The sequence below is a fragment of the Thermophilibacter provencensis genome, from assembly GCF_030372065.1.
In the GTDB taxonomy this organism is placed as follows: Bacteria; Actinomycetota; Coriobacteriia; order Coriobacteriales; family Atopobiaceae; genus Thermophilibacter; species Thermophilibacter provencensis_A.
This window is the reverse complement of sequence record NZ_JAUDEA010000002.1, coordinates 55,894-68,968: the sequence shown is the minus strand read 5'-3', so window position 1 is coordinate 68,968 and position 13,075 is coordinate 55,894. Positions and strand designations below refer to the sequence as shown.

Sequence of the window (13,075 nt, the reverse complement as noted above, 5' to 3'; positions counted from 1 at the left end):
TGATTATGGCCGCCGTGCGCGCTCGGCGGACGTAGGTACGGAACAAGAGAGGTTTTGACATGGCAGTACCCAAGCAAAAGAAGGGCCGCGGCGCCACCCACACCCGTCGTTCGGCTAACAGCAAGCTCGCGGCTCCGGCCCGCTCCGTGTGCCCGCAGTGCGGCGCTCCCAAGCTTCCGCACCACGTTTGCCCCAACTGCGGTCACTACAAGGACCGCGAGGTCATCGTCACCGAGTAGCGCTCGGCGATTATCGACGTGCCAGGCCGGCTCCCTTGCGGGGCCGGCCTTTTTCGTGTCTAAGGGGCCGCACCGGGAAGCCTGTGCCTCCCCGCTTCGTCGATTTCAGCTTGACACGGGCTGTGAGGGCCGACTATGTTCTCACCGAGTTCTTCGTTTACGAGGTGGCGCGCCGCGCGTTCTCTGGGTCGCATGTGCCCCACGATGGTCGGGGCACGACACGTGTCTTCTCGTTTTGGCCTACTTGGAAGGTGAGAGAAACATGTTCTGTAAGACGTGCGGGAGTGAGGTTCCCGAGGACGCGGATCGCTGCCCCAAGTGCGGTGTCGAGCAGGGCGAAGATAGGCCCGCGGGGTCGGCGGCGTTTGACGAGGGGGCATCGTCCCAGCCCAACAGCGTTGACGTCGTCCGGACGGCGTCGCAGGTTGCGCGCAACGTTGCCGATGCCGCCACGCACGCCGTGGGCCAGGCGGCCGACAAGCTGAACGAGATCGCCGGTGGAACCGGCCATGTGGACCTGCGCTTTGCTGACTTCTTTGATCGGGTGCTCAAGCACCACGGCCGAGAGGAGGCGGAGGAGCTCTTCGCCTGTGGCGGGCCAACGACTACGCCGTCGATCTCGGAGATTTCGCGCGAGTGGCCGCACCCGTGGCTCTACTCTCGTGTGTTCCTGGTCCTTCTTGTCTCGCTGGCGTGCTTCTGGGGCATCTCGTACCTCGTTGTCAACGGATCCGGGGCGCACGCGAGCTACTACGCCGGCTTTGCCGGGTTCATGCTGATGTCGGTCCTCATCGTCAACGTGACGGTGCTGACCTTCTTTTTCGAGACTAACGCCCCAAGAAACCTGAGCCTCGCGGCGGTCCTGGGCATCCTCTTCGTGGGCGGGGCGTTCTCCCAGCTCGTGGTCACGCTGGTCGAGTCCCTCTCCAGCAGCTTCGGCGCCTTCGGTGCGATCCTGAGCTCAGTCATCTCAACGCTTGCCCAGGCTGCCCTCATCTACGTCTTCATGAGCCGTCTGCCGCACAGGAACTACGTCTTCTCCGGCATGCTCGTGGGAGCCGCGGTGGGCGCGGGCTTCTCGCTGTTTGACGGGCTCGGCAAGATTATGTCGCTCGTGGCGTTTCATGAAATCTCGATCAGCGAGCTCTTTTCCGCAATGGGCATGCAGGGTCTCGTGCTTGCGATGCAGGCGCTTGGCGGGCATGTGGTAACGTGTGCCATCCTTGGCGGCGCGCTCGCCCTGTGCGACAGAGGAGAGGGGCTTCAGCCCTCATGCCTCACCTCACAGTCGTTCCTGCGGTTTTTGGGTCTCATCCTTGCCGTGCGCGTTCTCTGGGTGATTGACTTTGATGGCGTCCCGATGCTGGACGCCTCGTTCTTTGCGGTTCTTGGCCTCAAGGGACTTCTCGCCGGAGCCGCCGAGTACGCGTCCGGTCTGGACTCGTTCACCGTCCTTCAGGCGCTGCTCACCGTGTTCACGTGGGTGATGGTCGCCGTTTTGCTCAACCGTGCGCTTGCGCAGGTAAACGACCTTACGAGCGGGCCTGCGAATGCCGCGACTGCCGATGACTCCGAGAGTAATTAGGCATTCGGGGGACGTTGCCGTCCCTGCGGCAACATCTTGAAAGAATTTCTCATGAGAAAGCTTGGAAAAGTGTTCATGGGCGGCGTGCTCGCCGCTGCGGTGGCGCTCGGCGCGCTGGTGTCGGCACCGACGAGCGCCCTGGCCGCCGCGGGCGCCAACACAAGCGGAGGCGAGGGCGTGCACCTCTACCGCCTCTACAACCCCTACGCCACCTCCAGCACGCACCACTACACGACTGACGCCGCCGAGCGCGACGTCCTCAAGGCCGCCGGCTGGCGCGACGAGGGAACCGGCTGGGTTGCCATCGCCGGGCGCGAGTTCCTTCTCGATGGGTCCGTGCCCGCGCATGTGCGCGCGGCCGCCGATGCGCTCAAGGTCCCCGATGACGAGTACGTTACCTACTCCATTCAAGACGCCCCGTCCAGCTTGGGCCTTCCGGAGGGAATGAAGAGCATCGGCTTCATCTCGGACGATCGCGAGATGGCCGCCGGGACGTACCTGAACCCGGACAATTCCGTTGACACCGAGCTCTTCTTCATGACGTGGCGTCCTACGTGGTAGGCACCTTCCCCTGCGCACCTGCTCACCACTTGTGCTGAGGCCGGCCCTTCGGGGTCGGCCTCTTTTGCGCTCTCCGTCTGACATCCGTATGCGAGAGGGTGTTCGGCGCCCGCCCGGAAACGCCGGGCGAGAAGAGCGTGGTCCCCTGGCTTGCGGCATAATAGACGCGTATGTTACGGGGCGGCCCGGAGCTCGCCGTGTGCCCCCACGAAGGAGGAAGCATGACCACCATCTGCGTAGACGTCATGGGCGCCGACAAGGAGCCCGAGGTTCTTCTCGACGGCGTTGCCCAGGCCCTTGCCGACGACGCCGACCTCTCGGTGCTCGTTGCCGGCGCGGCGGACGTTGTCGAGCCGTTCTGCGCGAGCCACGATAGGGCCCGCGCACTCGTGACCACCGAGGTCATTACCATGTCCGAGCACCCCGCGCAGGCGGTGCGCGCCAAGAAGGACGCCTCCATCGTGCGCGCCGCGGCGGCGGTTCACGCCGGCGAGGCGGACGGCCTCTTCTCCGCCGGCTCCACGGGAGCCGTGCTCACCGCTGCGACCTTTGGCGTGGGTCGCATCAAGGGCATCAAGCGCCCCGCGCTCTCGCTGCCGTTCCCGGGCATCTCTGGAAAGCCCACGGTCTTTCTTGACATGGGAGCCAACGCGGACGTGAAGCCGGACGTCATGGTTCAGTTTGCGCACATGGGGCGCGCCTACAGCCGCGCGATCCTGGGCGTGGAGGACCCGCGTGTGGGCCTTCTCTGCAACGGCTCCGAGGACACCAAGGGCTCCGAGATGGCGCTTGCCTATCACGCGGCTCTCGAGAAGGGCAACTGCGGCTTTGCGGGCAACGCCGAGGGCACCGATCTTCTCGCCGGAACCTTCGACGTTATCGTGGCCGACGGCTTTACCGGCAACGTGGCCCTCAAGTCCATCGAGGGCACCGGCAAGTTTGTCATCAAGCGCCTCAAGGCTGCGATGGGGGAGTCGCTTACTAACAAGATCGGCATGGCGCTTCTCGCCAAGTCGCTCAAGTCCCTTGCAGCCGAGATGTCCGGCGACGAGTACGGCGGCGCCATCCTGCTTGGCCTGAGGGCCCCGGTGGTCAAGGGTCACGGTGCCACGAGCGCCCAGGCCGTGCGCATGGGCACGCTTGCCGCCGCCCGCGCCGCCCGTGCCGGCCTCTCTGAGAAGATCGCCGCTGCCTGCGACCTCTCGTGAGGATGACGAAAAGGGACTGTCCCTTTTTCGCGCAGCGGGTAGAATTGTATGAAATGTGCAAACCTGAGGAGGAACCATGGATCGTGACGCCATTCTCGCAAAGGTCATCGAGGTCGTTGAGGACACGCTCTCTCTTGGAAGCGACGTGCAGCTGAGCGAGGCCACCAACCTCAAGGAGCTTGGTGCGGACTCGTTTGACCTGCTCGAGCTCGTGACCGCCCTCGAGGACGAGTTCTCCATGACGTTTGCCGATGACGCGGTGGGCTCCATTGCCACGGTCGGCGAGGTCGTCGACGCCATTTCCGGCGCGCAGTAAAGCAGGGGGCTCGTTCGTTGAAGATGCACCACAGAGTGGCCGAGGCCGAGAGGATCTGCGGCCACCACTTTGAGAGACAGGAGCTCATCGAGTCTGCGCTCACGCACCCCTCCGCCGCGGAGGGCAAGGGCGTCTCCGCGTCCTACGAGCGCCTTGAGTTTCTCGGTGACTCCATCCTCGGCGCCATCGTTGCCACGGACCTCTTTGAGCGCTTCCCGGACATGGACGAGGGCGCCCTCACGCAGGCAAAGATCAGCCTCGTCTCCGGCAAGATGCTCTCGAGCGTTGCCGAGCGGCTCGGCGTGGCACCGCTCATCGTGATGGGGGAGTCCGAGAAGGGCACGGGCGCCCGGGGCATGCACTCGGCCCTGGAGAACGTCTACGAGGCCCTTGTTGGTGCCCTCTACCTTGACGCGGGGTATCGCGTGACCCACGAGTTTGTCTTGGAGACGCTTGGCCCCGAGGTCTCCCCGGCTCTGGCGAGAAAGCCCATCAGCCCCAAGTCTCGCCTGCAGGAGGTCGCGCAGCGCGACATGCACTGCGGCCCCGAGTACAAGCTCGTCTCGGAGGAGGGCCCCGCTCACGACCCAACCTTCACCTCCGTCGTGATGGTCGGTGGCAGAAGGATCGGTCGCGGCTCCGGCCCCTCGAAGAAGTCCTCCGAGAGCGCGGCCGCCGTTGACGCCCTCGTCAGTCTTGGCTATGCCGAGACGGGCGACTTCGAGGGCGCCGGCACCACCAACTAGCAAGGAGTAGCACCGCGTGTACCTGAAGTCGCTCACACTCAAGGGATTCAAGTCGTTTGCGGACAAGACGCAGATGAGCTTTGACCCGGGACTCACCGTCGTGGTGGGGCCGAACGGCTCCGGCAAGTCCAACGTCTCGGACGCCATCCTCTGGGTTCTTGGCGAGCAGAGCGCAAAGCAGCTCCGCGGCCAGGCCATGGAGGATGTCATCTTCTCCGGCTCCTCCGCGCGCGGCGCGGTGGGCGTGGCCGAGGTCACGCTCGTGCTCGACAACTCCGATCACACGTTGCCCATTGACTTCAACGAGGTGGGCATCACGAGGCGGATGTACCGTTCCGGCGAGTCCGAGTACCTCATCAACGGCTCCCCGAGCCGCCTTATGGACGTGCAGGACATCCTGCACGACTCTGGCCTCGGCAAGGACACGCACTCGATCATCTCCCAGGGCAAGCTCGACTCCATCCTCTCGAGCCGCCCCGAGGAGCGCCGTGCCCTCATCGAGGAGGCGGCCGACATCTCAAAGCATCGCCGCCGCAAGGAGCGCAGCGAGCGCAAGCTCGCCTCGATGGACGAGAACCTCGCCCGCGCCAAGGTCGTCTCGCGCGAGCTTGCCCGTCAGCTCAAGCCCCTGGAGCGCCAGGTCGACAAGGCTCAGCGCGCACGTGCCCTCGAGGACGAGCTCAAGGAGCTCGAGGTGCAGCTCTACGTTGACGACCTTCGTCGTCTCCAGACGAGCTACAACCTTCTCGCGGCGCGCGACAAGGAGGCCGACGCCGCCATCGAGCTCGCACAGTATCGCTATGACGAGAAAAGCCGCGAGCTCGAGAAGCTCCAATCGCTGCTTGAGCAGAAGGGCCTCTTTGTGGGCGACCTCGGCGAGCAGCGCCGCAGGATGCAGGACATTCTTGGTCGGATGGACTCCGACATGCGCCTTCTCGAGGAGAAGGGCAAGAACATGATCTCGCGCCTCTCCGACATGCGCATGCAGCTCTCTGCCATGGAGAAGCAGCGCGGAGACGCCGCGCGCGAGCACGACCGCCTTGCGGACGAGCTCTCTGACCTGCTCGTGCGCGAGGAGGACCTCAGAGGCTCGGTCGACGAGCTCTCGGCTGCCTCCCACGAGGCGGTTGAGCGTCGCCGTGCCCTGGACGCCGAGATGGCGCGCATCACCTCCGATGAGCGCGCCGCCCGCTCAGAGGCGGACCGCGAGACGCTTGCCTACGCAAAGCTCGAGGACCAGATTTCTAACGCTGAGGTTGAGGATGAGATGTTCTCCTCGCGCCTTGAGCAGCTCGACGAGACCGTGCGCACCGCCGAGGAGGCGCTCTCGGAGCGCGCCCGTCACGCGGAGCGCGTTGAGGCCGAGCTCTCCGAGGCGCGCGAGCGTTCCGCCGCCCTGGCGCGCTCCATCACCCAGCGCAGCCAGGAGCTCGTCTCCGCGCGCAGCGCAGAGTCGGAGGCGCGTACCGCGCTCTCATCGGCGCAGGCCACCCTTGACGCCCTGCGCTCCGTTGACGCCGAGGTGGAGAAGGCAAGCCCGCTTGTGGCGGCGCTTGCGGCGGAGGCCGGTGACAGCGCCACATGCCGTCTCGCTGACCTCATAGACGCCGACAAGGACCTCGAGTCGCTCGTCGAGCAGCTGCTGGGAGACGACCTCGCCGCCCTCGTGGTCCCTGACGCCTCTTCTGCGGGCAGGCTCGTCTCGAGCGCGCTTGCCCTTGAGGACGCAGCCGGTCGCGCGACCATCGTCTCCCTCTCCGCGTTCACGCGGGAGCCCGTGCAGGATGCCCCCGGCGTTCCGCTCGCCGAGCGCCTGCGCGTCTCAGACGCCTCGCGCGACCTGCTCTTCTCGCTTCTCGGCGATGTGCGGCTCGTTGATGACCCCGCGGCCGCCCTTGCGGCGCACGGGAAGTTCCCCGGCCTCACCTTTGTCACGCGCGAGGGTGTTGCGGTGCTTCCGGACGGCCGCATCCACGTTGGCTCCGCGCCGTCCAACGAGACGGGCGCCCTCGAGCGCAAACGCAGGATTCGCGCGCTCGAGAAGAGCCTGGGAGGCCTTGCGGAGGCGCTCGAGGATGCCATCCAGGGCGTCTCTGACGCGGAGTCCGCGCTCGCGGCGGCTCGCGAGGAGGAGGCGGCCACCAAGGGCGAGGTCGCCCGACTCTCCGCCGAGCTCTCCTCGGCAACCTCCGAGCGCGGTAGGCTCGAGGCGCAGATCTCCGCTGCCTCCTCCGAGCGCTCGCAGGTGACTAAGAGGCGCGAGGCCGCCGCAACGAGGGCCGCCGAGGCGCGCGAGCAGATCGAGGGCCATCGCCGTGCCGCTCGCTCCGCTCGTGCGCGCGCCGAGGAGCTCGCGGACGCCCTCTCGCAGAAGAACGACGAGCACCAGGACGCCATCGCAGCCCAGGGCAAGGCGAGCCGCGCCCTCTCTGACGCTCGTCTCGAGCTTGCCATGACGAGCGAGCGACGCGCCAACGCCCAGAGGCGAGAGAGGGAGCTCGCCCGCAGCGTCACCGACCTTGAGCTCCGCATTGCATCCACGGAGCGCTCCTCTCGTGCCCTTGAGGTCGTCCGCCTGCGCGTTGACCCGCTCTACGACCGCTATGAGGCCATCCGCGAGCGCGCGCTCGACTGGGCCGCTCGCCTCAAGGACCGCGCCTCCCTCGCGGAGGCCGACTCCGAGTCGCTCAAGCGCACCATCGGGGAGGCGCGCGAGGCCGTGAGCTCCGCCTCTGCCGAGCTGGAGCGCGCCCGCTCCGCCTCCTCCGAGGTCAAGGTCGACCTCGGCAAGCTCGAGGTCCAGGTTGAGGCCGCCATCAACGCCATCGTTGCCACGGGCGCCGTCCTTGACGAGGCGCTTCAGATTCCCGCTCCGGACGACCGCGAGGCTGCGGAGCGCCGCGTGGCCACGCTCAAGCGCCAGATCGAGTCCATCGGCCCCGTCAACGCGGTTGCCATGGACGAATACCTGCGCCTCAAGCAGCGCGCCGACTACATCGACGAGCAGGTCGCGGACCTCGAGAGCGCCCGTGCGTCCCTCAAGAAGATCACCGCCGCCATCGATCGCAAGATGAGAAACCGCTTCCTTGTGGTCTTTGAGAAGGTCAACAGGAACTTCTCGGAGATCTTCTCGCTGCTCTTCCCGGGCGGCCAGGCGCACATTGAGATGACCGACCCAGACAACCCCTCCGAGACCGGCATCGAGATCGTGGCGCAGCCGCGCGGCAAGCGCATCGCCAAGATGATGCTCATGAGCGGCGGCGAGAAGTCCCTCACGGCGCTTGCGCTGCTCTTTGCGGTCTACAAGGTCAGAACCGTCCCGTTCTACGTCTTTGACGAGGTCGAGGCGGCGCTTGACGACTCCAACCTCTCCAAGCTGCTCGACGCCATTGAGCGGCTCAAGGAGAGCACTCAGCTCATCGTGATCTCTCACCAGAGGCGCACGATGGAGCAGGCCGACGTACTCTACGGTGTGTCCATGCAGGCGGACGGCGTGAGCCGCGTTGTCTCGCAGAGGCTCGACAAAGCCACGGGAAAGGTGGTTGATGCGTAAGATGGGATTCTTTGACAGCCTGAAGCAGGGCCTCAAGCGCTCGCGCGAGGCGATCAACGAGATCTTCTACATGGGCGGCGAGGTTGACGAGAGCTTCTGGGAGGACCTCGAGGACACGCTCGTCATGGGCGACATGGGAGCCGGGGTTGCCATGCGCGTGACCGACGACCTCCGCGAGCGCGCCGCCCGCGAGAACCTCACGCGAGCGGAGCAGCTGCGCGACGCCCTGATTCACCGTCTTGCGGCCGAGTTTCCCGCCGCAAGCCGCGACCCCTTCACCGACCTTCCGAGCTGCGTGCTCTTTGTGGGCATCAACGGCGCGGGCAAGACCACCACGGTGGGCAAGCTTGCCGGTCGTGCCAAGGACTCAGGCGTGCCCTGCGTGATTGGCGGTGCGGACACGTTCCGCGCGGCGGCCATTGAGCAGCTTGAGGTTTGGGGGCAGCGCGCGGGAATCGACGTCATCACGCGCGAGCGCGGCGCCGACCCGGCGAGCGTCTGCTATGACGTGGTTGAGGAGGCCGAGAAGCGCGGCGCTCAGCTCGTCCTCATCGACACCGCGGGGCGCCTGCACACTTCCTCCGACCTCATGCGCGAGCTCGCCAAGGTGGTCAACGTCACGCGCAAGCGCTCGTCGATTCCGGTGAGCGTGGTGCTCGTCATCGATGCCACTACGGGCCAGAACGGCCTCAACCAGGCCAAGGAGTTCAACGACGCGCTCGAGCTTGATGGCCTTATCGTCACCAAGCTCGACGGCACCGCAAAGGGCGGCATCGCCCTTGCCATTTCCAGCCAGCTCGGCCTGCCCATCTATCGCATTGGGGTGGGCGAGAAGATCGACGACCTCCAGACCTTTGACGCGCTCGACTTCTGCCGCGCGCTCGTGGGCGAAGGGATGTAGCCATGTTCAACTCCCTCTCCGACCGTCTCCAGGACACCTTTGACAAGCTTCGCGGCAAGGGCCGCCTCACGGAGGATGACATCAACGTCGCCATGCGCGAGATTCGCATGGCCCTTCTCGAGGCCGACGTCAACTTCCGCGTGGTCAAGAACTTCGTGGCGCGCTGCAAGGAGAAGTGCCTCGAGTCCGACGTGCTCGACTCCCTCACGCCGGCCCAAAACGTGGTCCGCATCGTTTTGGACGAGCTCACGGTGCTTCTTGGCTCCACGGACTCCAAGCTCACGCTTGCGCAGAACCGCACGCCCAACGTGATCATGCTCGTGGGCCTGCAGGGCTCCGGCAAGACGACGGCCGCCGCCAAGCTGGCCTACCTCCTCAAGAGCCAGGGCCACAGCCCGCTTCTGGCTGCCTGCGACACGCATCGCCCCGCCGCCGCCGACCAGCTTGCAACGCTTGGCAGCGAGATTGGCGTCTCGGTCTATCGCGGCGACGGCCGCGATGCCGTCGCCGTTGCCACTGGCTCCATCCGGGAGGCCGTGGACCACATGAACGACATCGTGATCGTGGACACCGCCGGACGCCTTCAGATCGACGAGGAGATGATGGAGGAGGCCGTGGCCATCAAGCGCGCCGTGCGCCCCGATCAGATCCTCATGGTCGTGGACGCCATGACGGGCCAGGACATCGTGAACGTGGTCACCGAGTTTGCCAATCGGGTTGACTTTGACGGCGTCATCATGTCCAAGCTCGACGGCGACGCGCGCGGCGGCGGAGCGCTTTCCGTGCGCGAGGTCACCGGCAAGCCCATCAAGTTCGTCTCGATGGGGGAGAAGCCCGACTCCCTCGAGGTCTTCCACCCCGACCGCATGGCCAAGCGCATCCTTGGCATGGGCGACGTGGTGGGCATCATCGAGCAGGCCCAGAAGGTTGCCGACGAGCAGCAGATGGAAGACGCAGAGCGCATGCTGCGCGAGGGCTTCACGATGGACGACCTCCTCAAGCAGATGCAGCAGATTCGCAAGATGGGCGGCCTGCAGAAGATCATGGGCATGATTCCGGGCATGGAGCGCGCCATGAGCCAGATGCCGGCCGGCATGGACGACAGCCAGATGACCCGTATCGAGGCGATCATTCACTCCATGACCAAGGAGGAGCGCGCCCGTCCCAAGATCATCAACGGTCAGCGCCGCAAGCGCATCGCCGTTGGCTCGGGCCGCAGCGTCCAGGAGGTCAACCAGCTCATCAAGCAGTGGGACGAGATGAACAAGATGATGGGCAAGATGCGCGGCATGGCCCAGCAGATGGGTGGCAAGGGCGGCAAGAAGAGCCGTCGCGCGATGCAGCAGATGATGCGCAACATGGGCGGCGGAATGGGCGGCGGCAGGTTCCCGTTCTAGGCAAACGGAGCGCCGCTCGGCAACGGGCGGCGCTCCGGATAGAATCTATCGAATGCCAAGAAGGACTAGGGCTCCTTGTGGATGACCACGGCGTCACCCATCTCGACGATGTCGTAAAGCTTCTCGGCACTTTCGTAGCTCATGCGGATGCAGCCGTTGCTGCCGTAGTAGGTGTAGATGTCCCCGCCAAACTCGTACTGCCACGGGCAGTTGTGGAAGCCCACGAGGTTGCGCACCACGGGGATCCAGAAGTTCACGTGGCTGTCCCACTCGGGGTTGCCGGAGGAGTCCAGCGGTCCACGCAGGTTGACGTCTCCCTCCTGCATGACGCCACCATTGGCGCCGACGACCCACACGCCGGTGGGGGTGTCATTGTGCTTGCTCGGCTGACCGGTGGTGATGTCGGCCTCCCAGATGACCTCGCCGCCGTCAAAGAACGTGGCGTGCTGGGCGTCTATGTCTACGTCAATGTAGCGGTCGGGCCAGTCTTGGCCACCCGGGTTGATCGAGGCGGCGGTCGAGAGGCACGGGATCTCGATGGTGGAGGGCTGGCCACCCTTGAGGCAGGAAATGATCTCCTGGGCGGTCTTCTCGCCGTCGATGCTCCAGCCGTAGACGCTCGATCCATACGGGTCGGAGTTGTAGTTGCTGCGGTCGTCGTAGACCGTGAACTTCTTGCCGTCGGGGCGCGTGTAGGTGCGCTTGGTGCCCACGGTGTCGAGCTTCTCGGAGAGCTCGCCGTGGCACCAGTCGGCGATGGCCTGCTCATCAAGGCCCACCGTGAGGTCCTCGCCGATGACGACCCAGCTGGCGACCATGTCCTTCGTGAGGTCGTAGGCCTTCTCGCCGGAGAGCGTGAGCTCGGGGGTTGCCGCGAGGTAGGCATTGGCGGCGTCGAGAACGGCGTCGAGGGAGTCCGAGGCGTCAAGGCACTCATCACCGATGGTGACCTCGGTCTCGCGGGCCGAGAAGGCGGAGGCAATGCGGTCTACGACGGCATCGAGGTTGAGGTGCTGGGTGACGACGTCGTCACTCATGACGAAGGCGCCCTGATCGGCGTTGTAGGTGATGCCGCTCGCCCCGGTGGCGTCTGCGGCCTGAGCGCTCTGCTCGATGAGGGGCTGGATGAGCGCGACGAGCTTGTCGCGGTCAAATGAGATGCTCTCATTGGCGGTGAGCTCGTGGGACCTGGTGATCTCGAGCGGCCACGCCCAGGGGTCGACGGAGGATATCGCGGACTGGGCGTAGGCCTCCCCGTCGCAGCGGAGGTCCACGTCGCTCGCGCTGATCGTGAGGTCGATGCCGTTTCCGGAGACGTGGGTCTCAAAGCCGTCGTAGGAAGCGTCCTTCTCCGCGGCCACCTCAGAGAGGGGCTTGAGGGAGACGTCTCGTCCCTCAAGCGTGGTGCCTGGCATGAAATACTGGCCAAATGCGTAGACGCCGCCAAAATAGGCGCCCCCGAGCACGACCGCGAGGGTAACGGGGACTGCGACGAGCGCCTTCTTCCCGCCGCCCTTCTTTGGGGAGGGCGTCTGGGGGGAGCTCATGTGGCTGGGCATATGGGGAACCTCGCCTTGCTATCTGCGTCGACGGATGGTGTCGGCTGGCATAAACTTGCTGAACACATGTGCATCATACACCGAAGAGCGCGGAGGGTAGGCCATGGCACAAATCCTGCAGCTTGATACTCTTAATGACGAAAGGCTCGATGTCTTTGCCCGGCTCACAGAACATCAGCTACGGAACCGTATCAATGCCGAGAGGGGCGTGCTCGTCGCGGAGTCTCATATCGTGGTGGACGTTGCCCTTAAAAGTGGGGTTGAGCCCTGTTCTTTTCTTGTTGACGAGCGCGACCTTGAGTCAAGCCGCGAGCTGCTTGATCGCGCGGGAGATGAGGTGCCGGCGTTCGTGCTCCCGCATGCCGAGATGGAGCACCTGACGGGGTTTCGTCTCACGCGGGGCCTGCTCTGCGCCATGCGACGGCCACGTCCGCGCAGCGTGCCCGAGGTGATCGAGGGGGCTCGCAACGTTGCGGTGATCGAGGACCTTACGGACGTCTCTAACGTGGGAGCGCTCTTTCGCAATGCCGCGGCGCTCGGCGCGGATGCCGTGATCCTCTCGCCCCGCTGTGCGGACCCGCTCTGCAGGCGCTCCGTGCGCGTCTCCATGGGTAACGTCTTTCAGGTGCCCTGGGCTCGCGCAGCGCAGGGGGAGTGGCCCGCACGGACGCTCGGCATTCTGCGCGAGAAGGGCTTCTCATGCCTTGCGATGGCGCTCGATCCCGATGCCGTCCCCCTTGACGATGCGTCCCTCCGCGGTTTGGGGAAGCGCGCGCTCCTCTTTGGCAGCGAGGGGTACGGGCTTTCTCGCGCCGCGATCGAGGGGTGCGAGAAGAGCGTCATCATACCCATGTCCCATGGGGTTGACTCGCTCAACGTTGCCGCGAGCTCGGCCGTGGCCTTCTGGCAGCTCTTCCGGTAGGAGCACAGGCGTTAGCCCCTCTCTTCCTAGCACCGTTTCTGCCGGTTTTGGGTTTTTGACCCTCTCGTGCTCGCGGAGCTCTCGTTTC

General features: G+C 65.4%; 11 protein-coding genes. 10 read left to right on the top strand and 1 reads right to left on the bottom strand.

Translation table 11 applies throughout. The features are described from left to right. Positions 1–59 precede the first annotated feature (59 nt). The 9 genes from rpmF (at position 60) to ffh (ending at position 10,506) form a co-directional block, all read left to right on the top strand. Positions 60–239 carry a 50S ribosomal protein L32 gene (gene rpmF, locus QUW25_RS01855; RefSeq protein WP_289510536.1) on the top strand — a complete coding sequence of 60 codons (180 nt, stop codon included), beginning with the start codon at positions 60–62 and terminating at the stop codon, positions 237–239. 262 nt (positions 240–501) lie between these two features. Continuing rightward, positions 502–1,824 carry a zinc ribbon domain-containing protein gene (locus QUW25_RS01850; protein WP_289510535.1) on the top strand — a complete coding sequence of 441 codons (1,323 nt, stop codon included), beginning with the start codon at positions 502–504 and terminating at the stop codon, positions 1,822–1,824. Positions 1,825–1,875: 51 nt separating this feature from the next. Beyond that, the gene (locus QUW25_RS01845; RefSeq protein WP_289510534.1) at positions 1,876–2,385 is read left to right on the top strand and encodes a hypothetical protein; all 510 of its coding nucleotides are present in this window, start codon (positions 1,876–1,878) and stop codon (positions 2,383–2,385) included. Between the two features lie 221 nt (positions 2,386–2,606). Beyond that, on the top strand, positions 2,607–3,593 hold the full coding sequence (gene plsX, locus QUW25_RS01840) for a phosphate acyltransferase PlsX (protein WP_289510533.1): 987 nt from the start codon (positions 2,607–2,609) through the stop codon (positions 3,591–3,593). 76 nt (positions 3,594–3,669) lie between these two features. Next, positions 3,670–3,909, top strand: coding sequence for an acyl carrier protein (locus QUW25_RS01835; protein WP_289510532.1), 240 nt, complete (start codon positions 3,670–3,672; stop codon positions 3,907–3,909). Positions 3,910–3,926: 17 nt separating this feature from the next. Continuing rightward, entirely contained in the window at positions 3,927–4,655 is a 729-nt protein-coding gene (rnc, locus tag QUW25_RS01830) for a ribonuclease III (protein WP_289510531.1), read from the top strand. Positions 4,656–4,671: 16 nt separating this feature from the next. Continuing rightward, positions 4,672–8,208: a chromosome segregation protein SMC gene (gene smc, locus QUW25_RS01825; protein ID WP_289510530.1), complete on the top strand. Its 3,537-nt coding sequence runs from the start codon at positions 4,672–4,674 to the stop codon at positions 8,206–8,208. A 1-nt stretch (position 8,209) separates the two neighbouring features. Next, positions 8,210–9,109, top strand: coding sequence for a signal recognition particle-docking protein FtsY (gene ftsY / locus QUW25_RS01820; RefSeq protein ID WP_289510736.1), 900 nt, complete (start codon positions 8,210–8,212; stop codon positions 9,107–9,109). 2 nt (positions 9,110–9,111) lie between these two features. Further along, positions 9,112–10,506, top strand: coding sequence for a signal recognition particle protein (ffh, locus tag QUW25_RS01815; RefSeq protein ID WP_289510529.1), 1,395 nt, complete (start codon positions 9,112–9,114; stop codon positions 10,504–10,506). A 65-nt stretch (positions 10,507–10,571) separates the two neighbouring features. Here ffh and QUW25_RS01810 read toward each other — a convergent pair whose 3' ends face one another. Then, positions 10,572–12,065 carry a L,D-transpeptidase gene (locus QUW25_RS01810; protein WP_289510528.1) on the bottom strand — a complete coding sequence of 498 codons (1,494 nt, stop codon included), beginning with the start codon at positions 12,063–12,065 and terminating at the stop codon, positions 10,572–10,574. Between the two features lie 208 nt (positions 12,066–12,273). On the opposite strand from QUW25_RS01810, the gene QUW25_RS01805 reads away from it, so the two are divergent. Further along, positions 12,274–12,987, top strand: a complete 714-nt coding sequence (locus QUW25_RS01805; protein ID WP_436317675.1) for a TrmH family RNA methyltransferase — start codon at positions 12,274–12,276, stop codon at positions 12,985–12,987. Positions 12,988–13,075: the final 88 nt, after the last annotated feature.